Genomic DNA, 20,614 nt, shown 5'->3' with positions numbered 1-20,614 from the left:
ACGACTCATGGAAATACATATAGGAAACAGAGTGGCGGAGGTCTCTTTGCTCGAAAAAGAAGGTAATAAGGTAAAGGTCAGTATCGACGGAGTGGTTTACGAAGCCGATGTTACGATGGCCGAAAACGGAAGTTGCTCCATACTACACCGCAACCGCTCTTACAATGCCGAACTGCTTCGTGGCGAGGATGGAAAGAGTTACCGGGTGAATACGCACTTTCGTTCGTACAACATCAACCTGGTCGATTCCCAAGCACGCTATTTGCGTATGCGCAAGGGGGGCGAAGAGCGGCAGGACGACAAGATCATTTCGCCCATGCCCGGCAAAGTAATCAGCATACCGGTCAAGGTAGGCGATCGGCTACAAGCAGGAGAGATCGTTATGGTGATCGAAGCCATGAAGATGCAAAGCAATTTCAAGGTGAGCTCCCCGTGCGTGGTCAAAGAGATAACAGTAGCCGAAGGAGATTCGGTTGCCGGCAATCAAGTGTTGTTGTTGCTAGATATAATCAAAGAATCGTAGAAGATGGAAATAGAAAAGAGATACCAATCATTGGAAGAGTTAGATCGCCTCGCCTCGTTGGGTGGTGGCACAGAGAGAATCGAAAAGCAGCACCTCAGCGGCAGGATGACAGCCCGCGAGCGCATTGAGATGTTGCTCGATAAGGGGTCGTTTACCGAACTGGATAAGTTTGTGGTGCATCGTTGTACCGATTTCGGCATGGACAAAAACCATATCCCCGGCGACGGCATTGTGTCCGGCTACGGTAAGATAGACGGCAGACAGGTGTTTGTATATGCCTATGATTTTACCGTTTATGGAGGCACGTTGAGTGCCACCAATGCCGCCAAGATAGTCAAAGTACAGCAGTTGGCTCTGCAAAACGGTGCTCCTGTCATTGCGTTGAACGACTCCGGCGGAGCACGCATACAAGAGGGGGTAGGGAGCCTGTCGGGCTATGCCTCTATCTTCTGTCAGAACACCCTTGCCTCGGGGGTGATTCCTCAACTATCTGCCATTCTCGGCCCGTGTGCAGGCGGAGCTTGTTATTCACCGGCACTGACCGACTTTATCTTTATGGTCAAAGAGCAGAGCCATATGTTTATCACCGGCCCCGAAGTAGTGAAAGCTGTTACCCACGAAGAAGTCGGCAAAGAAGAGCTGGGTGGTGCTTATACGCACAGCAGCAAAAGCGGTGTGGCTCACTTTCTCTCCCTGTCCGAAGAGGAGACACTGATGAGTCTGCGCGAGCTGCTCAGCTTTCTCCCCTCCAACAATATGGAAGATGCTCCCGTTGTGGCTACCGGAGACGATCCGCGCAGAGAAGAAGAGTCGCTGCAAACCATCATTCCCGAAGATCCCAACATCCCCTACGATATCAAGGACATCATCGAGCCGGTGGTCGACAATCATTATTTCTTCGAAGTAATGCCCCATTTTGCCAAGAACATCGTGATTGGTTTTGCCCGTCTGGGTGGTCGTTCGGTGGGTATTGTGGCCAATCAACCCGCCTATCTGGCCGGTGTGCTCGATATTGATGCTTCTGACAAAGCTGCCCGCTTCATTCGTTTTTGCGATTGTTTTAACATTCCTCTAATTACGTTCGAAGACGTGCCCGGCTTTCTTCCCGGATGCACGCAGGAGCATAACGGCATCATTCGCCACGGAGCTAAAATTGTGTATGCTTACGCAGAAGCCACCGTGCCCAAGATTACCCTGATCACCCGCAAGGCCTATGGAGGAGCCTACATCGTGATGTCGAGCAAAACCACCGGGTCGGATGTAAATCTCGCTTATCCGATGGCCGAAATAGCCGTGATGGGAGCGGAGGGAGCTGTTAATATTCTCTACAAGAAGTACTCCGATAGCGAGCGTCAAGCTGCCATGACGCAGTACAAAGAGCAGTTCTCAAATCCTTACCGAGCTGCCGAACAGGGCTTTATCGATGAAGTGATATTACCCCGACAGACTCGTTCGAAACTTATTCGGGCGTTGGAGATGGCTCAAAACAAGAACCAGACCCACCCGCCTAAGAAACACGGCAATATGCCGTTGTAAGTGTTCAATGTGTGGTATTCCCGCCGAAGTGATTCGTCGGGAATACATTTTAATAAGTAACTTTTAAAAATAGAATGAATAATATGGAATGGATAAATGAATTATTGTGGGGACAGGGTATCGGGCATTCGATTTTGCTCCTGTCTGTAGCGATCGCAATTGGAATACAGTTGGGTAAGATAAAGTTATTCGGGGTCTCGCTCGGTGTTACGTTTGTGTTGTTTGTCGGACTCTTGTTGGGACAGTTAGGATTTCAAATTCACCCCCAGGTTGTCCACTTCTTCAAAGAGTTTGGGCTGATCCTTTTTGTGTACTCGATTGGCATGCAGGTAGGTCCCGGCTTCTTTTCCACTTTTAAGCGTGGGGGTATCCGGCTGAATTTGCTTGCCGTTTCTATCATTATATTGGGAGCCGGGGTAACCGTGGCGCTACATTATCTGACGAACATACCGATGCCTACGCTGGTGGGAGTTATGTCCGGGGCTATTACCAATACTCCCGGATTGGGAGCTGCTCAGCAGGCCTATTCCGATGCTACGGGAGCCACAGATCCTACCATTGCATTGGGCTATGCCGTTGCTTATCCATTGGGTGTTGTCGGCATCATTCTTTCGATGATATTGATACGATATTTCTTTCGTGTTAAGTTTGATCAGGAAAATGCACGATTGGAAAGCGAAGCACAGACCAATGAAAAGGGAGTTGTTCCGGCTTCGTTGATTGTTAAGAACCCGGCTGTTTTTAATAAGAGGATTGCCGATATTTCGACTATTTTAGGGGCACATGAAGTGATCATTTCGCGTATTTGGCGCAACGATAATAACCAGATCGAAATAGCGACAGGTGAGACGCTTCTGTGCGAAAATGATAAGATATTTGTGGTAGCGAAAGCAGATGATCTGGAAGCCGTTAAAATTATTATCGGACAAGAAATACAGATGGAACGTAAGCAATGGGTACTGGCCAATGCAGAGTTTGTGAGTCGCCGGATATTGGTTACCAAGCCCGAACTAAACGGCAAGCGGTTGGCCGATTTGCAGTTGCGACGTCTTCATGGAGTGAACATCACCCGGATCAATCGTGCCGGAGTAGATTTGGTGGCAGCTCCCGGGCTGGAACTTCAAGTGGGCGATCGCCTCACTGTAGTAGGCAGCGAACTCTCTATTTCGAATGTAGAAAAGGTTTTGGGAAACTCAATGAAACGCTTGAATGAACCGAATCTTGTGGCTATTTTTATCGGAATTGCTCTCGGTATATTGTTGGGAAGTATTCCGTTGACCCTTCCTGGAGTTCCACAGCCTATTAAACTCGGATTGGCGGGCGGCCCCTTGATTGTGGCTATTTTGGTCAGTCGTTTTGGTTATCATTATAAGCTTATTACATACTCTACGCAAAGTGCCAACCTGATGTTGCGCGAAATAGGTATTGCTATCTTCTTGGCTTGTGTGGGGATTAGCGCAGGAGAAGGCTTTATCGATACGATTATCAATGACGGCGGACTGGCATGGATTGGCTATGGATTTCTCATTACGATACTTCCTCTGCTGATTGTAGGCTGTGTAGCCCGTCAATTCTTTAAGATCAACTACTTCACCCTGATGGGGTTGATGGCGGGTAGTACGACCGATCCTCCTGCCTTGGCCTATTCCAATACGGTGGTAGGCAATGATGCGCCTGCTGTAGGATATGCGATGGTTTATCCTCTCAGTATGTTTTTAAGAGTCGTGGTAGCTCAGTTGCTGATACTACTCTATCTATCGTAAGGTAATCCTATATGACTTTACGTGTTGATCTTAATAATGTTAATGCGTTTTGCTCTCTTGTAACTGCTTCCGTACAAGAATACGTATTCTTGGTGTGAATGACTACGTACTCTTACTACCCAAGAGTACGTAGTTAACATAGGCTTAAAATAGTTCTTCTGTAAACAATAAAGTGTATAATACTATTTATTGTGGTTTGTTGTTTTATATACTTGATAATTAGTTGTTTGTATGTTGTTGTATAGCGTTTTTTTTATTTGCTTTTTCTAGTGCTGTTTACTCTGGTTTTATTGCAATACAGTTTCTACTTACAATGATACTTGTGTTTTTACCAACTTCATTTGCTTGTCTTTTTCCTCATTCCCGTTTTTTTTATTACTTGAATATTGTATCTTTGCCATATCACATAAAATAAGCCACATACATGGAGGATAATAGCGAGGTACAATTGGCCTGGAAGTTTATACAGAGTAGATATAGTGCTCCTCGTTAAGTACAATAAATTAATAGTTAGATTAATTTTACACAGTAATGCTCTGATTTATTTTAGAATAGAGTATATTTGAATGTGATATAGATATTAAATATAAACGAATACTATGCGAAAAAAGTGAAATATTTGAATGGATTAATGTTTCTGTTTTTTTGCTATTGCATATCAGCAGAAAAGGCATTTGCTTTTTCTGTTGGTGGTTCATTTGCAGATTCTGTTGTGGTTGAGTCGATGAACTTTATCATTGCTGATTCCATTTCTCTTCATGGTATGCTGTACTTGCCTCGACATTCTTCTCCTAAAGGTATCCTTGTTGATATTGACAGACCCGATGTGATTCTTCCTAAGTTCGATTTTGTGAACAACAGCGATAGTGCGGGTTATTCGAAAAAGATGGTAACTCATTTGATTCGATCGGGAATAGGTGTTTTTTTCCTCGCGCCGAGAGTTCCATACAACCATGAAAATCGGATGGCAATAATCTCATCTTTGGAATACAAAGCTCAAACTCTTGAAACTATAGCAGAAGATGCAAAAACTGCCTGCTTGTTCATTAAGAAAGATGCACGGTTTACTAATACTCCTGTTGGAGTGTCGGGAGGGAGTGCTATGGGACTTCCTGCTGTGATGGCTGCTGTTCAGGAGAAAAGGATATCTTTTGTTCTGCTTTCTTCTACTCCAAGTACTAATAATATGGATGATGCGGAATATAGCTATGACCGTGGATCAATGAATTATATGTATTTGCGTGCCCTTTTCTCTGAATTATGGTCTATGGTGAAAGATACGACTTTTATTTATAATGGTTTAAAGTATTCAAATACTGAGCAGAAATCAATTGAAGATCAATTCACAGAATGCGCCTGGGATTGTTTTAAGAAAATAAATAGAACGATTATAGCAAAACAGAGCGACTATGATACCATTCAAAAAAAGGCCACTGCTTTAATGAAAGGCTCTTTTCAGTGGGGAAAGACAGGAGATTGGAAGCCAGTAAAAGGCTTGGGTACAGAGACAGTGAAAACTCCGGATGAATTGATCGATCTGCTCATGTGTACTTGGCATAAGCCTATTGATATTTCGTTTCTCCGATGGAATCCCGAAGAGTGGTATCCGCAGTTAACTTGTCCTGTTCTGTTTCTATTTGCTGAGAATGATAAAATAATCGATTTGGAAGGGAGTGTCGCCAACATTCGTCGGATTAAAGAACAATATACGAAATCAAATTTTTCAATTCATATTATAAAGTGGTGCGGGCATTCTTTTGACTATTATTATATGAAAAAAGGAGAGGGTATGAGGCGAAAAGCAATTTCAGATAAGCCTTTTAATGAGCTGTCCAATTGGTTCATTTCGCATTTTAATTGAGACTAAATAAATAGAGATGTCGAGTTTTAGATACAAATAATGTATTGAAACTACGAGCATTCCAAGACACACTAGATGTATGAAGACTGAAAAGCAACAAAATAGGAAAACTTGGACAGCCTTAAAATGTCCAAGTTATTTTTTACACTTTACTTAGTCATTATGAATACAGGAGAAATTATATTATACATCACCTCGGACGGAGCAATAGCTCTGGATGTTAGACTTGAACATGAGACTATTTGGTTAACTCAAAAGCAGATAGCGGAGCTATTTGGCACAAAGCGTCCAGCGATAACCAAACATCTTAAAAACATATTCTCATCGGGCGAGCTTGAAGAAAATAGCACATGTTCCATTTTGGAACATATGGGTAATGACGGGAAACAACGCTATCAAACGACCTATTATAACCTCGATGCTATTTTATCAATAGGTTATCGTGTAAACTCTAAAAATGCAACCCAGTTCCGCATCTGGTTATGAGGAGTTGGAGATTATGTAAAGAGAAAGGGTCACACTATTAGTTAGCGCGCCCCTTTCTCTATTTTACTCTACATAATTTATAGGCTTTTAAGCCAGTCCAGTAGATTCGTGTCTTTTAGCCAAACTGGTTCATCCGGCTCTTCAGATGTTGGTACAAAAGCATTTGTTATGACTTCCCGTTTACGCTTTGAATCAACTCTTGCATAAATTTCCGTTGTAACGACAGACTCGTGTCCAAGTAAGTCTCTGATGTATATCAGAGGTACATCTGCTTGAAGCAAGTGCATCGCCCTCGAGTGGCGTAAAGAGTGGCAGGAAATATTTTCGGGTATTAGAGCCGAGTTTTCAGCCCTTGCTTTTGATACATATTTATTTAGTATGTAAGAGATGCCACTACGTGTCAGTTTTCTGTCGCATCCGCTTGAGAATAATGGTATTTTTGCTTTCTTAGAATCAAAAAGGCATTCATCAGTCATATATCTTCGTAAATGAAGCACCTGTTGTTCTATTAATGGTACTATTCTGACTTTCTGTCCTTTTCCCATCATTCTTATTGTATAAGGCTTTGTCAACCGAAGACATTCAACGGTCAAGTCAGCTATTTCTTGCACTCTTGCACCTGTATCGTACATGAGAGATAACAGCGCCATATCACGCCTTCCACCTCTTGTCATGAGATTAGGTTGCTTCAATAAAAGCCTGATTCCATCGACCGTGAGGTAGTTTATGGACTTTTTTCCTGCCTTTTTGAGGGGTATTGTATGGATTTTCATACTTTCATTCAAGAAGGTGGGATTTTCATATCCGACATACGAGAAGAATGATCTGAGAGCAGCCAACCTTGCATTTCTGGTACTATCTGAGCACCTATTTTCATCTTGAAGCCAATCAAGGAAGTCCACGATGTTTTTTCGTGTCAGCTTATCCATGGTAAGTTTATTAGCAGAGATGTGTTTCACATCTTTGTAATACCGAATCAGTAGTACGAATGTGTCTCGATATGCCAGTATGCTATTGTGACTCATACCTCTTTCTCCCGGGAGATACTTACTCAAGTAGTCTGATAGATATTTGCTAAAATCAGTCGGTTTCATCTTCGTATAGATTTGGATAGACATTCATACTTTCTATATCTATGCGTTGTATCAAGTCCGGATACATACTTTCGCATAACCGTACATAGTTATTTGTAGCTTGTATCGAACTGTGTCCCAAGTATGTTGAGAGTATTGGAAGCGAACAATACAGGTCGCTTCCTTCTCTATGCATTTTCATCAATGAGTGTACGCTGAAGGTATGTCTGAGATCATGCACACGTGGTCCTTGATGTCTACCATTGTGAGGTATGCCGGCATTTTTGAGTATTGTCCTGAACCAGAAGTAAATTGTACCGTCACTCGCGCATGGTTTTCCTGATAAAGCGAGAAAAAAATACTCCTTATCCGCGATTATAGGCAGACGCTCCCGATAACTCTTATATTCACAACATACAGCAGCCACGGAGTCTGAGATGGGAACCAATCTGTCTTTGCGACTTTTTGTATCGTGTAGGACGATATATTTTTCTTCAAGGTTGACATCACAGTTTTTCAGACGGATAGCTTCTGTTACTCTTATGCCAGTTCCATACAACAAACGGAAGATAGCAGGAAGCATAATGATTGCTGAGTCCATTTTTAGACTACACAATATTAGGTTGTCGCATGCAGTAAAGAACCTGCCAATCTCTTCTTCTGTAAAGATATGAGCAGTAAAACCATTGACTTTTATTCTGGGCATTCTCGGAAGATAGCATGGCTTGCCAGTATCAGACATATATTGGGCGAACTGCATGATTACGGTGCAACGCCCCTTGTATGTAGAACCGGATTCATGCTTGTGCCTTGTCATCCATTCGTCAAATATTTCTTTTGTCAAGATTGGGTCTGTAACCTTCTTGCGCACGAGGAACGTATCAAATTCTCTGACGAGATATTCTTCAGTACTATATTTATATCCCAGATTCCGTTTCAGTTTTACGAACTCAGTAAAGTGTTGAGCCATAATACTCTCAAAAATAAGATTACTCATAGAAATGCCCTCCATTTTGCATATAGAATCCATCTTCTACTGGCGGTACATCAAGAACGCATTGTTTCAAGTTCTCTACATCGAGACGAAGATATAATTTTGTACTTTCACTGTTTTTATGACCGAGGATTCCTGTTATCACCGGCAGGACAATCTTTTCTTTTAATAATATCGTCGCAAGACTATGTCTAAGCGCATGTGGGCCTTGCTTTCGACCGGTAGTATTTATGCCGGCATGACGGAATACCTTCTTTACGATCCCATACACCCCCGCCGTAGTAACTGGTCTGAACGGAGATATTCCCTGAACAAATACATGACAATCATCACATTCAGGTCGGCCTGACTGAAGATAGTCTATAATAGCCTCTCCAACTTCTCCTGTCAATGGCAGCTCTATCGGCTCTTTTGTCTTATATTGTGTAAGGTGTATGTTACATTCATCCCAACTCAGATTATCAAAAGTCAAGCCACATATATCTGATGCCCTCAATCCATATCTGGATAAGAACATTAATATGGCAAAGTCTCTTTTCCCTAATGGGTCGCACCTGTCAATAGAAGAACAGACGGTGTTGATTTCTTCTCTCGTATATATAGATGGTAACCGCTCCATTTGCCTATATGCATCTGTTGGCAACAGACGAGAAAGATTTATTGCTATCAGGTCATTCTCATGCAAATAGCGCAAATAGAGCCGTAATTCTCTGATTACATGATGTCGGAGAGACTTCTTGCTAATATCAAGTGAAGATAAGAAGCTGTTGATAACTTCAATAGTCAAAGAAGATAATCGACAGATATTGTGCTTGTTCATATAATCAAGAAATACAGATAGGTAGTACCTGTCATGTTCTACTGTATAGCTTGAGAATCGTCCGCTATTCGCTTTACGATGCAGAAAAGTCAAAAGATGACGACCAATTTCACTGTCAAAGGATGGGGATAATTTTATTCTCTTCTTTATTACTCCCGTTTGCATATACTCTGTCAGCCATCTAATCCTTAAATTAACAGTTTGTCCCCATTCATAGGAAAAGTCAATTCCGACTTTCTCAAGTTTCTGTGCAACATACTCTTCACCGATTTGAGATGAATACAATTGGGTATTACGCTCTTCCATATATGGAATCAACATCTTCCATGTATCTGTCACAGATTTAATGGTGCTTGGCTTTAAGCCCTTTCGCTGAAGATAACATTCAGCTTCTTCTATCAAACTGCCTATTTGAGCTGTTTGAGGTAATGTTTTACTAGTATGACTCATATATATAATATTAGCGGGAGCGACATTACTCCCGACAATATTATGCAAAGAAATTTATAATATTGATGCTATATTTCAATTATTTATAAAGGGAACATTACATAATCTTCAACTCCTCATAACCATTGTTATGTGCAGCTGCACATAAATTTGGGCAAATAAGGTGCTGAAAGAATACCTCATCAAAGGCTATTCTGTTAAGGATAATATCAAATTGGAACAGTACGAAGAGTTAAAACAAACCATCAAGGTATTGGCCAATGTACTTGATCATCAAACACTAGAATATTCCGAAGCAACCGGATTATTGCGGGTTGTAACGGATTATACATATGCACTCGATACCCTTGATAGATATGATTATCAACAGCTGGAAATAGATAAGACGACCAACAAAGAACTATTTCGAGCCACCTATGATAATGCGGTGGCTGCGATTGATGAGCTGCGGGAGAAATTTGGGGGGAGTTCGCTTTTTGGGAATGAAAAGGATCAATCTTTTAAGGGTTCGATCGCCGCTATATATCAAACTTTCGGAGGGGAGGATCTCTATCCTAGTATTGAGGAGAAAGCAGCAATTTTACTCTATCTCGTAACTAAGAATCATTCATTCAGCGATGGAAACAAACGGATTGCTGCATTTCTATTCCTTTGGTTTATGGAGCGTAACGGCATTTTGTACAATCCCGATGGAAGTAAGCGAATCGGCAATAATACGCTTGTGGCCTTAACTCTGATGATTGCCGAGAGCCGTACCGAAGAGATGAATACGATGGTAAAAGTCATTGTGAATCTTATCAATAAAAACAATTAATAGATTGATAAGTCAATCAATAATCTATTATTAAGCCATACAGTACCATTTTCCCTTTTTCTTCGTTCCCCTTTTTTTTGTTACTTGAATATTGTATCTTTGCCATATCACATAAAATAAGCCACATACATGGAGGATAATAGCGAGCTACAACTGGCCTGGAAGTTTATTGAGAATACGAGTACCCATCTGTTTCTGACCGGAAAGGCAGGAACCGGAAAGACAACCTTTCTCAGACGGCTCAAAGAACAATCCCCCAAACGTATGGTGGTAGTGGCACCTACCGGCATCGCGGCTATCAACGCCGGTGGTGTAACCATTCACTCTTTCTTTCAACTCTCTTTCGCACCCCATATACCCGACACTAAGCTCAACGCCGCCAACACCTTCTATAAGTTTGGTAGAGAAAAGCTGAACATCATTCGCAGCATGGATTTGCTGGTGATTGACGAAATCAGTATGGTGCGTGCCGATCTGCTCGATGCCATCGATGGAGTGTTGCGCCGTTACCGCGACCGGCACAAATCCTTTGGGGGAGTACAGCTACTCATGATTGGCGATTTGCAACAGTTAGCACCCGTGGTGCGCGATGAAGAATGGAAACTGCTGAGCCCGCACTACCACACCTCTTTCTTCTTTGGAAGTCGCTCGTTGCGCGAAACAGAGTACGTCACCATTGAGCTTGCCAAAGTGTATCGGCAAACAGACGGTACGTTTCTGAAACTGTTGAACAAGATTCGCGAGAAGCAAGCCGATGCAGCAGTGCTCGAAGAACTGAACCGTCGTTACCTCCCTAACTTCCGGCCGAAGGAAGAAGAGGGATATATTCGCCTGACCACCCACAACAATCAGGCTCAAAGGCACAATGAACGAGAATTGTCCGCATTGCCCGAACGTGCATTCAGTTTCCGGGCAAGCATTGAGGGTGTCTTTCCCGAATCGGCTTTCGTGGCCGATGAAGTGTTGACACTCAAACGTGGGGCACAGATTATGTTTATCAAGAACGATACTTCGGCAGAGAAGCGATTCTACAATGGCAAGATTGGCCACGTGGTCGATGTGAGCAAGAATGCCATCTCGGTGCGAGGCAATGGAGATACCGACTCTTTTCTGCTCGAACGCGCCGAATGGACGAATAGCAAGTACAGCCTCAACCCACTGACCAAAGAGATAACCGAGGAGGTGGAGGGCACTTTCAAACAATACCCCATTCGCCTGGCTTGGGCCATTACCATCCACAAAAGTCAGGGACTGACGTTTGAGCGAGCCATTATCGATGCCAATGCCTCCTTTGCCCACGGGCAGGTATATGTAGCACTAAGTCGTTGCAAGACGCTCGAAGGGTTGGTACTCAGTTCGCCGTTGAATCCTGATTCCATCATCAGCGATGAGGTGATTGATGAGTTCACCCGTGAGGTCGAAGCCAAAACACCCGATGAGGCAAGGCTGCATACACTCGAACGGCAGTATTTCTACGAGCTGCTCTGCGAGCAGTTTGACTTTAAACGTATCGAACAACTCTTTTCGCAAATACTTCGTCTCCTCGATGAGCACCTGTACCGCTTGTATCCTAAATTATTGGAACGCTATAAGCAGACCGGCGAGCTTTTCAAAACAAAAATCAGCAAAGTAGCCGAGACTTTTCACGGGCAGTACTCCGCCCTGATATCCGAAACCACCGATTATGCTCATGATGCCAAACTGCATCAGCGTATCGTCTCGGGTGCTCATTATTTTAAAACTCAACTGGTAGAGATTCTATTACCTTTACTCGCCGAAACGAAGATACAGACGGATAATAAAGAGTTGCAGAAGAAGGTTTTCGAAGCGATAGGCTTGCTTCGCGAAGCGGTACATATAAAACGAGGCACGCTCTCATTTACCGAGCAGGAGGGTTTTCGGGTAGCTACTTACTTGAAACATAAAGCCACACTTACCCTCTCGATCGAAGCAGACCGAACGGCAACGAAAACAACGTCAGGACGCTTAACCACACGTGGCAAAATGAACGAACGCCCGCAGAAGATAGAAGTGCCAGCCGATGTGGCTCACCCCGAATTGTACAAGCAGCTCATTGCCTGGCGCAATGCCGAAGCGGCAAAGACTGGATTGCCCGTTTATACCGTTATCCAGCAAAAGGCGGTGATGGGTATTGTAAACCAATTGCCTACCACTATCGCTGCACTCATCGATATTCCTTACTTCGGTAAGAAAAGTGCCGAGAAGTATGGCGATCAGCTACTGGCAATGGTGAAGAAGTATGCCAAGCGTTGATGCTCAACGCCGACGCTCCAAATTCATGGCCGAAGGAATCATCGGTGCAATGATCGCTACCAGCAACAAGGCTATGCCACAGACTACAAACACATTGGATATGCCGATACTGTCGGCTATAAAACCGGTAGCCAATAACCCCAGTACCGACGGAAGCAGGCTGATACTGTCGAACAAAGAGAAGACACGCCCCAGCATGGAAACCTCAATCTGTGTTTGCAACAGCGAGGTGAGGGACCCCGAATAGAACGGAATACTGATGCCTTGTATAACGGTTATTATCGCAAAGGGGATAAATGCCGATGCCGGCAATAGTCCCGTTATCAAGACCGTCAGTCCCAGCATCATGTATGAAATATTGATCAGTATCACTTTGCGCAGCTTCGGGTTCCAGATACCCAATAAGATACCTCCTGCGAGCATACCGAAGCCGAACAACAGTTCAATGATACTCACCTGATAGGCCGTTCCGTTGAAGTGTTGGAGCGTCAATAGCGGATACAAAGCTACGATGGGCATAATGAAGAATGTAACCAGTACTTCCAACAGCATGACTACGGTAAGCCCGCGGTTAAGGCGAATGGCAGTGAACCCCTCGCGCATCTCTTTTAAAACATGGCTGGCCGATGCTGCCTCCTTCTTCGGCGGGTTAGGAATGACTACAAACAGTAATGCGGTACAGGCAATGATAGCCCCGGCTACATCGAGTAGCATAATCACACTCATATTGGTCGAAACGATCAGTGCGGCACCCATTACCGGGCCGCAGATAGTGCATACGGCCTGTATCGACTGATTGATTCCGGCAATACGTGTCAGTTCACTCTCGGGTGCCAATAGGGGGATAGAGGCCTTCATGGCAGGTGTATGAAATGCACCTCCTACGGAGCGAAGCATCAGTAAGAGGTAAATGTGCCACAGCTCCACTACGTCGAGATAAAACAGCCATGCAATAACGGCCGAACAGAGTGCCACGAAACTATCGGCCAGAATCATGGTCCATTTCCGGTTCCAACGATCTACGAATACACCTGCAAATGCACCCAGTATAATCTGAGGAACCATACCCGCTATGGTAGCGAAAGCCAATACCTCGGCCGAACCAGTCTCCAGGCTGATCCAAAGGATAATGGCAAACTGAGCGATGGTGCTGCTGAGAATAGAAAACAGTTGTCCGGACCATATCGTGATAAACTTCTTTTTCCAGGGTTGCATGATGTGACTTTCAGGTTTAGTGTAGTGATGCGTTAGATATGTGATAATGGGGAGCAAAGGTATCTTTTTTTCGATAGGTTCTCTGTAAATATCTTAAAAAACAGCACAGCGATTACAAAGTTTATGTCTATTTTTGTTGCCACTATGTATAAGATAATAACTTTAAAATGAAGAAGAATGCTATGATCTTTCTCCTGATGCTATTATTGGCAGGGGGAACCGTTTCTGCCCAGCGTGCGCAGAAACCTTTTGATATTGATCTGTGGGCACAAGGAATGCCCAATACCAATGGTGTTGATAATACTCCTTTTGATGAATCAAAGGGCAACTTCAAACCCTCTATCCGTGTATTTCTACCTGCTGCAGAACTTTCGACCGGACGTGTTGTCATAGCTTGTCCCGGTGGTGGATACAGTCATCTGGCCTATCATCATGAAGGATACGACTGGGCTCCTTATTTTAACAAGCAGGGCATTGCCTTGGTTGTGCTGAAATACCGCATGCCTTTTGGGGGGCATTTAGAAGTTCCTGTATCAGATGCCGAAGAGGCCTTGAAGATGGTGCGTGACAGTGCCGATGTGTGGAATATCAATCGGTACGACGTAGGTATCATGGGATCATCGGCCGGAGGACATCTGGCATCGACGGTTGCTACGCATGCTGCACCCGAGGTTCGTCCCAATTTCCAGATTCTGTTCTATCCTGTCATTACGATGGATAAATCGTATACACATCTCGGTTCGCACGATAATCTGTTAGGCAAAGATGCTTCGGAGGAACTTGAAAAGAAATACTCGAACGAGAAGCAGGTAACGCAGGAAACACCTCGCGCCTTCATTGTATTTAGTGATGACGACAAGGCGGTGCCGCCCGCCAATGGTGCCAACTATTATGTGGCATTGAATAAGCAGAACGTACCCGCCTCGTTTCATGTGTTTCCTTCGGGTGGACACGGCTGGGGCATCAACGAAAGTTTCCTGTATAAGACGCAAATGCTCGACGCCCTTACCTCTTGGTTGCAAACGTGGAAAGCTCCCCGCAGCAATGCCATTCGGGTAGCGTGTATCGGGAATAGTATTACGTTTGGTGCGCGGATCAAAGATCGTATGCACGATAGCTATCCGGCTGTACTGGCACGCTTATTGGGCGATGAGTATCTGGTTCATAACTACGGAGTGAGTGCGCGTACGATGCTGAATAAAGGCGACTATCCTTATATGAACGAACCGGCCTATCGCAATGCGTTGGCGTTTAATCCGCAGGTGGTTATTATCAAACTCGGAACCAATGACTCGAAGCAGCACAACTGGCAGTTTAAGGCCGATTATATGAAGGATATGCAGCAGATGATCGATGCTTTTCGTTCACTGCCTGCCCATCCGGACATTTATCTCTGCCTGCCTGCTAAGGCTTATACGCCCGAGGCAACTGCCGGCATAAATGACAGCATTATTGTGAATGAACTGATTCCGATGATACGCAAAGTTGCCAAGAAGAATAAGCTGAAGGTTATCGATCTTCATGCAGCGATGGATCATATGCCCGAATTGTTTCCCGATCAGGTTCATCCCAACGAAAAAGGAGCCGAAGTCATGGCAAAGACCATATATCAAGCTATAAAATAATAGAAGTGTATCAAACATAGAAGCGGGTATCCATCTGGTGTAGATGATACCCGCTTCTATGCTTTATTCAATCTCTTTTTTAATGATCTCTTCCATTTCCTTGATACGCTTCTCTCTCTCTTCCGGAGTCAGGTTTTCAGGATCATCGGCGGGGTCGTGTATCGTTTTGGATACTCCGTCACTCCAATTACCAAACTTGTTTTTTGCAGGTCGTCCATTGGGGGCAATGTTTTCGTCTGCAATGGGTACATTTCTGTCAACTACATTATCCATACATGAAGTCATTAAAGGTTATACACTGTAAAGGCTCTCTATTATATAATGTAATTGCAGGCCAAATTGTTTGGTGGTCGGTCCTATTTATTGTTTGATTATCTTCCAGCGATACACCCATACGCTCAAACCGAAATAAACCACTGTCTGTATGCACAGGGTGATGTACTCGGTGCGTATATCGGCCATGCTTGCTCCCATGGAGTTCACTTTTACGAACGCCAGTGTAGCCGGTGCTGCCGGTATCAGGTAGTGGGTTGCCTGCCAGTACCACGGCATGAGTTCGAGCGGATACGACACCCCCGAAAGGAAGATCAGCCCTACAGAGAAGAAGGCAATCATCAGGATGGGAGCTTCGGAGTCGGTAAACCATCGCGAGGCTGCCAGTCCGAAGAAGGAGGTTGCCAGCAGGTAGGGAATCATCAGCAGAACGATGTTGAACCCGTTGCCGATGTTGGGAATACTGAAGAAATGCGGAAGCAACCCCAACAGGAACAGCGCAAAGACAGCATAGAGCAGGCAGTACACGAACGATTTGCCCAAGACGATGCGCAAGGCCGACTGCCAGCGATGGTTGCCCCACACCCGATAGGCACGGATGCCGCCCGAATGTGCTTCCTCGCCCGTCAGCATCCCGATTACCATCAGCAAGGTTTGAAAGAGGATGACCATGAGTACCCCCGGAATGAGGTACGAGCCATACCCTTCGGTTACGTTATAAAGCGCAGTGCCTTCTACGGCGATGGGTTTTGCCATCATCACCGCCAGCAACCCTTGCGGTGGCAGAAAGGAGGTGCCTGCCGACCGATACGTATCATTGATAGCCAGCATCACCTGTGCAGAGGCTTTTTGCAAGGCCTCGAAGTAGAGAAAGGCATCGGTGGTGGAGTAGAGGGAGAATACGGCTTCGCTGCCCCGGAACACCCGTTCTTCGAAGTTATGGGGCAGGTAGATGATGCCTTGCACACGCCCTTGCTTCATCCATTCGCGTGCTTCGACGAAGTTGTCGGCCTGTGCATAGATCGATACCTGTGGGGTGGCATCGAGCCAACGCACATAGTTCCGGCTGAGTGCACTGTGCGAGCGGTCGACCACCGCCACAGGGGCGTCGGTTACTATATTGGGAGCGTACATATAGTTGTAAAGCAGTCCGTAGGCAAAGATACCTCCCGCCAGCACCAGCAATACGGCATAGCTCCGGCTGATGGCACGAAACTCGCGCACGATGACAAACACGATCTCCTGCCGCTTATTGAATATTTTCATATCGATTACTTTCTATCGCTCGTTTCAAGTGCGGAAGCAGTGCCAATGCCAGTAGCGGGAAGATGCAAAGGATCACCGCCGAGGGCCATAGGTAGGCAAAGCCGCCATTGTAGTAGAGCATGGTTTGTGTGATTTCGGTGAAGTGCCGCACCGGGAAGAGGTAAGAGGCATCGCGCACCAACGGATACATATTGGCTACCGGAAACGTAACCCCCGACAGTGTTGCCCCCAACGATCCTACCATCGATACGATGCTGATGATGATCGAGATGGCCGGAAACAAGGAGAACAGAAACAGTCCCAACGCCTGTGTGGCGATGATGAAGAGCACCGTCAGCCCGTTGAGCAACCACCAATTGCCCTCGAACGGGATGTGCAGAATATCCAGCATCACATAGTTGGCGAGCATGCCCATCAGCATATAAATCAGCGTATAGGGCAGTAGTTTGCCCACTACCGCAACAACGATGTTACCACGGGCGGTATTCAGCCATTCGCCTGCCGTGCCGAACTTGATTTCGATACCCGCCGCATAGACCGTGGTGAGCAGAATGAGTACCTGAAACAGTACATAGAAGAAGGGCAGACTCAGGTAGACTGAGTAGTCGAGCGACGGGTTATAGAGCGGATGGTCGCTCCCCTCTACGGGCAGCAGAAAGGTTTCGATGCGTTCTTCGCTCACCCCCAAGGCCATTGCCTGCATGGCTACGGGCGATAGTGCCATCGGTGCCAGTGCCGTTTCGAAAGCTGCCATCAGCTCGCCCCCCACCGATAATAAGGCATAATGATAGTAATAGCAGAGCGTGGGGTTCTTGCCGGTCACGGCCTTCTGCTCGAAGTTGGCAGGGATGGAGAGGTAGCCGTATATCTCCTTCCGCTGCACCGCCTCACGTGCGGCAGCTTCGTTGACGAACGTTTGCGTTACGTGAAAGGTAGGCACGGCAGCGATGTTCCGGGCAATGGTGCGCGAGGTGGCCGTCTGGTCTTGGTCTACAATGCCGATGGGGATGTTCTCCATCTGTCCGTTGCCGAAGATCGTAGCCATGAAGAAGAGCGTAAAGAGCGGCAACACGATACACACGCCGAAGTAGAAGCGGCGGGCGGTCATACGCTCCAGTTCGCGTTTCACCACTGGGTAATACCGGTTTTCGCTGATTCTTTTCATAGGTCGTCCAGTGAAATGAGTACAGACATTCCCGGTCGCAGTCCGTCGAGTGGCTGAGTGGGGCGTGCATGAATCTCAAACGTCTGCATATCGTAACTGCCCGTCTGCTTGGTCGACTTCCACGTGGCGAAGCTCCCCAGCGGACTGATGTAGTAGATGCTGAACTCCACCCCCTTTTGTGCCAATGCCGGTACATCGCCCGTAAACGTGCCTCCCATGCGGAAGAGCGGCAGACGGTCTTCGCGCACGTTGAGCACCACGTGGGCATCGCTCATCACGACCAGCGACATGAGCGGTGTGCCCGGTGCAACGAGTTCGCCCCGTTTGGGGAAGATGGTCGCTATCTGTCCGTCGGCAGGTGCGGTGAGGTGGGCATCGAGTAGGAGCGAGGATACCTCGTCGACCGTGCTTTGTGCCGCGTGCACCATCGAGAGCGATGAGGCTTTATCCTCCCGTTGCGCTCCGTCGAGTGCCAGCTGATACTGCTCGTGTGCCGCCCGTTCGGCAGCTAAGGCCGATTGATACAAGGCCTCTACCTCGTCTTTGCGTTGCGAAGTCACCACACTGTCTTTATACAGAGTCAGGATGCGCCGGTGGGTGGTTTGCGCCAGCTTCAGGTCGCTTTTGGTCTTGTTCCACAGTTGCAAGGCGGTTCCGATGATCTGTTTGCGGGTGCCGGCATCAATCTTTTTGTTCTGCTGAATGGCTACCTGCTCCAAGGCGTCGAGCTGACGGTACTTGGCATATACCTCGGGACTGTTGATGATGACCAGCGTGTCGCCCCGTTTCACCCGGTCGCCCTCGCTTACGAGGAACGTATCCACCCGTCCGGGTAGCTTGCCGCTGATGCGGATCTCGGTGGCTTCGACCTGTCCCTGCAAGACGATGGGTTGGCGGCTGGTCAGCACCATCCCGATGATGGTAAACAGGGCAATGCCCAGCATCACAAGGGCAAATGCCCAACTGATCGTACGATTATTTCGTTTCATAAGATATAGTGTATGTTTAGTTGAATGAGATTTTCCTGTACGTCCCGAACTGTTGCGTTGTGCCGCAGATCGACAGCAGCTGCATCAGCGACACATCGTATTCGTAATACGCTGCCAGCCGGGCTACCTGCACCTTGGCAAGCATCGTTTCGGCATCGATCACCTCGAGCGAGGTAGCCATGCCCTCGGCAAAGGAGCGTTTGCGGATGCGAACCAGTTCCTCGCTCAGGGCGATGGTTGCGTTGAGCGTCTGTACGCTCTCCTGCGCCTTTTGCAGTTGCGTGTAGAGCTTGTCGACGGCTACGAGCAGATCGTCTTCGGCTTGGGCGCGGCTTAGTGCCACGGTTTGCTCGATGAGGCGCGACTGTCGGATGCGCTTCTCACGCTCGAGTCCGTCGAAGAGGTTCCACGTAAAGCCGACACCGACCATCGAGCGCGGAACGAGGTTGCGCTGGATGCCTTTCGAGTAAAGGGTCTGTTTGCCGAACAGGGCAATGTTGGGCAGGTAGCCGCTGCGGTCGATGCCCACCTGCTCGTGGGCGATGCGCTCCTGAATGCGCAGTTGCCCCAGCAAGGCGTTGCCACTGCCCACGGCTTGGTCGAAGAGCATCCGCGGCGGCAGCGAGTCGTTCATGAACAGGGGCGAGGTGGGTTCGATGTCCACACTATCCGATGCCTGCTTCAGCAGGGATTTGAGCGCGCGTTGCATCACTGTCTCGTCTTTGCGGGCGGCTTCGAACTCCCGCTTGGCCTCCTCCTTGTTTACTTGGGCAAAGAGACGTCCGGCACGGTCTATCATGCCGTTCTCTTCGAGCTTGAGGGCATCTTCGTAATGCTTCCGCAGGGCTGCGTAGGTGGCTTGCCGAACGGCTACCACCTGTCGGGCAAGGCGCAGTCCGTAATAGGTTTCGGTCAGCAAGGTCTGCTGGGCAACGGTTACCTGTGCCCGGTTCTCGTGTGCCAGATCGACCATCGCCTGACCGATGCGTCCGGCACGTACCCGTTTGCCACCGGCAAAGAGCACCCATTCGGCCGTCAGATCGACGGTGGTGAGGTTGCTCGGGGCAAGCGGAAAGACGAGCGTGTTCGAGCCTATCTGGTCGAGAATGGACGAGATGAGTTGGTCGTTCGGCAGGATGGAGTGTACGAAATCCTTGGCCGGATCGGTGAACTGCGACAGGGGTTGCTTGACCTCGATCTTCTGCGAGAGATGCACCCACGAGCCCGCCCCCTGAAGGCTCGGATACCACAAGGCGTTGAGTTTGCCGCGCTCCATGCGGGCTATCTCTATGCCCTTGTCGGCTATCTTTACGCGCTGATTCTGTTTCGACAGCAGTTGCAGAGCCTCCTCGAAGCTGAGCTGTACTTGCGCCACGGCAGTGAGTGGAAGCATCCACAATGCCGCCATGACCATGATTCTGTTTCTTTTCATACGATGGATAGGTGATGCTTTATGTTGTATGTAATAATGGAAACAGATGGGCGAA

The 20,614-nt window shown here is 46.8% G+C and carries 15 protein-coding genes and 2 pseudogenes; 8 read left to right on the top strand and 9 right to left on the bottom strand.

Going from position 1 to position 20,614, the window contains the following annotated elements; genetic code table 11:
* The first annotated feature begins 7 nt into the window (after window positions 1–7).
* The 5 genes and pseudogenes from TY03_RS03320 to TY03_RS03300 form a co-directional block, all read left to right on the top strand.
* A complete protein-coding gene (locus TY03_RS03320; RefSeq protein ID WP_042367448.1) occupies window positions 8–523 on the top strand; it encodes a biotin/lipoyl-containing protein in 516 nt (171 codons plus the stop codon).
* 3 nt (window positions 524–526) lie between these two features.
* A complete protein-coding gene (locus TY03_RS03315) occupies window positions 527–2,059 on the top strand; it encodes an acyl-CoA carboxylase subunit beta (RefSeq protein ID WP_042367446.1) in 1,533 nt (510 codons plus the stop codon).
* An 83-nt stretch (window positions 2,060–2,142) separates the two neighbouring features.
* A complete protein-coding gene (locus TY03_RS03310; RefSeq protein WP_042369079.1) occupies window positions 2,143–3,822 on the top strand; it encodes a putative transporter in 1,680 nt (559 codons plus the stop codon).
* A gap of 619 nt (window positions 3,823–4,441) precedes the next feature.
* Window positions 4,442–5,683 (top strand): alpha/beta fold hydrolase, encoded by a 1,242-nt coding sequence (locus tag TY03_RS03305; RefSeq protein ID WP_148335574.1) that lies wholly within the window; start codon window positions 4,442–4,444, stop codon window positions 5,681–5,683.
* Window positions 5,684–5,845: 162 nt separating this feature from the next.
* Window positions 5,846–6,163, top strand: a pseudogene (locus tag TY03_RS03300) (virulence RhuM family protein); the annotation flags it as partial.
* An 83-nt stretch (window positions 6,164–6,246) separates the two neighbouring features.
* Here TY03_RS03300 and TY03_RS03295 read toward each other — a convergent pair.
* Genes TY03_RS03295 through TY03_RS03285 form a run of 3 tightly spaced genes read right to left on the bottom strand, consistent with a single transcriptional unit; the run spans window position 6,247 to window position 9,506 of the window.
* On the bottom strand, window positions 6,247–7,263 hold the full coding sequence (locus TY03_RS03295; protein WP_042367442.1) for a tyrosine-type recombinase/integrase: 1,017 nt from the start codon (window positions 7,261–7,263) through the stop codon (window positions 6,247–6,249).
* Window positions 7,250–8,239, bottom strand: coding sequence for a tyrosine-type recombinase/integrase (locus tag TY03_RS03290; RefSeq protein WP_042367440.1), 990 nt, complete (start codon window positions 8,237–8,239; stop codon window positions 7,250–7,252). The genes TY03_RS03295 and TY03_RS03290 overlap by 14 nt, the downstream gene beginning before the upstream one ends.
* On the bottom strand, window positions 8,232–9,506 hold the full coding sequence (locus TY03_RS03285) for a site-specific integrase (protein ID WP_042367438.1): 1,275 nt from the start codon (window positions 9,504–9,506) through the stop codon (window positions 8,232–8,234). Before TY03_RS03285 ends, TY03_RS03290 begins: the two co-directional genes overlap by 8 nt.
* Window positions 9,507–9,654: 148 nt before the next feature.
* Between TY03_RS03285 and TY03_RS03280 the strand changes: the two are divergent.
* Window positions 9,655–10,320: pseudogene (locus TY03_RS03280) on the top strand (Fic family protein); the annotation flags it as partial.
* A 129-nt stretch (window positions 10,321–10,449) separates the two neighbouring features.
* Window positions 10,450–12,594: an AAA family ATPase gene (locus tag TY03_RS03275; RefSeq protein WP_042367435.1), complete on the top strand. Its 2,145-nt coding sequence runs from the start codon at window positions 10,450–10,452 to the stop codon at window positions 12,592–12,594.
* Window positions 12,595–12,597: 3 nt separating this feature from the next.
* On the opposite strand, the gene TY03_RS03270 is transcribed toward TY03_RS03275, so the two are convergent.
* Window positions 12,598–13,809 carry an MFS transporter gene (locus TY03_RS03270; RefSeq protein ID WP_042367433.1) on the bottom strand — a complete coding sequence of 404 codons (1,212 nt, stop codon included), beginning with the start codon at window positions 13,807–13,809 and terminating at the stop codon, window positions 12,598–12,600.
* Between the two features lie 275 nt (window positions 13,810–14,084).
* Here TY03_RS03270 and TY03_RS03265 point away from each other — a divergent pair, with 275 nt between their 5' ends.
* Window positions 14,085–15,434, top strand: coding sequence for a GDSL-type esterase/lipase family protein (locus tag TY03_RS03265; RefSeq protein ID WP_394330874.1), 1,350 nt, complete (start codon window positions 14,085–14,087; stop codon window positions 15,432–15,434).
* A gap of 63 nt (window positions 15,435–15,497) precedes the next feature.
* On the opposite strand, the gene TY03_RS03260 is transcribed toward TY03_RS03265, so the two are convergent.
* The 5 genes from TY03_RS03260 to TY03_RS03240 form a co-directional block, all read right to left on the bottom strand.
* Window positions 15,498–15,707, bottom strand: a complete 210-nt coding sequence (locus TY03_RS03260; protein ID WP_042367429.1) for a hypothetical protein — start codon at window positions 15,705–15,707, stop codon at window positions 15,498–15,500.
* An 87-nt stretch (window positions 15,708–15,794) separates the two neighbouring features.
* A complete protein-coding gene (locus TY03_RS03255) occupies window positions 15,795–16,973 on the bottom strand; it encodes an ABC transporter permease (protein WP_042367427.1) in 1,179 nt (392 codons plus the stop codon).
* Window positions 16,957–18,138, bottom strand: a complete 1,182-nt coding sequence (locus TY03_RS03250; protein WP_042367424.1) for an ABC transporter permease — start codon at window positions 18,136–18,138, stop codon at window positions 16,957–16,959. Before TY03_RS03250 ends, TY03_RS03255 begins: the two co-directional genes overlap by 17 nt.
* A complete protein-coding gene (locus TY03_RS03245) occupies window positions 18,135–19,127 on the bottom strand; it encodes an HlyD family secretion protein (protein WP_042367421.1) in 993 nt (330 codons plus the stop codon). Before TY03_RS03245 ends, TY03_RS03250 begins: the two co-directional genes overlap by 4 nt.
* Window positions 19,128–19,143: 16 nt before the next feature.
* The gene (locus TY03_RS03240) at window positions 19,144–20,559 is read right to left on the bottom strand and encodes a TolC family protein (protein ID WP_042367419.1); all 1,416 of its coding nucleotides are present in this window, start codon (window positions 20,557–20,559) and stop codon (window positions 19,144–19,146) included.
* Window positions 20,560–20,614 lie beyond the last annotated feature (55 nt).

Source organism: Bacteroides neonati (assembly GCF_000499785.1).
GTDB lineage: Bacteria > Bacteroidota > Bacteroidia > Bacteroidales > Bacteroidaceae > Bacteroides > Bacteroides neonati.
Note: the sequence above shows the minus strand (reverse complement) of the source record. Positions and strands in the feature narration are given on the sequence as shown.

Excerpts from the sequence above, each read along its gene's own strand:
- TY03_RS03255 (WP_042367427.1), bottom strand. The coding sequence starts at position 16,973 with ATGAAAATATTCAATAAGCGGCAGGAGATCGTGTTTGTCATCGTGCGC.
- TY03_RS03265 (WP_394330874.1), top strand. The coding sequence starts at position 14,085 with ATGCCCAATACCAATGGTGTTGATAATACTCCTTTTGATGAATCAAAG.
- TY03_RS03310 (WP_042369079.1), top strand. The coding sequence starts at position 2,143 with ATGGAATGGATAAATGAATTATTGTGGGGACAGGGTATCGGGCATTCG.
- TY03_RS03270 (WP_042367433.1), bottom strand. The coding sequence starts at position 13,809 with ATGCAACCCTGGAAAAAGAAGTTTATCACGATATGGTCCGGACAACTG.
- TY03_RS03240 (WP_042367419.1), bottom strand. The coding sequence starts at position 20,559 with ATGAAAAGAAACAGAATCATGGTCATGGCGGCATTGTGGATGCTTCCA.
- TY03_RS03260 (WP_042367429.1), bottom strand. The coding sequence starts at position 15,707 with ATGGATAATGTAGTTGACAGAAATGTACCCATTGCAGACGAAAACATT.
- TY03_RS03245 (WP_042367421.1), bottom strand. The coding sequence starts at position 19,127 with ATGAAACGAAATAATCGTACGATCAGTTGGGCATTTGCCCTTGTGATG.
- TY03_RS03250 (WP_042367424.1), bottom strand. The coding sequence starts at position 18,138 with ATGAAAAGAATCAGCGAAAACCGGTATTACCCAGTGGTGAAACGCGAA.
- TY03_RS03320 (WP_042367448.1), top strand. The coding sequence starts at position 8 with ATGGAAATACATATAGGAAACAGAGTGGCGGAGGTCTCTTTGCTCGAA.
- TY03_RS03275 (WP_042367435.1), top strand. The coding sequence starts at position 10,450 with ATGGAGGATAATAGCGAGCTACAACTGGCCTGGAAGTTTATTGAGAAT.
- TY03_RS03285 (WP_042367438.1), bottom strand. The coding sequence starts at position 9,506 with ATGAGTCATACTAGTAAAACATTACCTCAAACAGCTCAAATAGGCAGT.
- TY03_RS03290 (WP_042367440.1), bottom strand. The coding sequence starts at position 8,239 with ATGAGTAATCTTATTTTTGAGAGTATTATGGCTCAACACTTTACTGAG.
- TY03_RS03315 (WP_042367446.1), top strand. The coding sequence starts at position 527 with ATGGAAATAGAAAAGAGATACCAATCATTGGAAGAGTTAGATCGCCTC.
- TY03_RS03295 (WP_042367442.1), bottom strand. The coding sequence starts at position 7,263 with ATGAAACCGACTGATTTTAGCAAATATCTATCAGACTACTTGAGTAAG.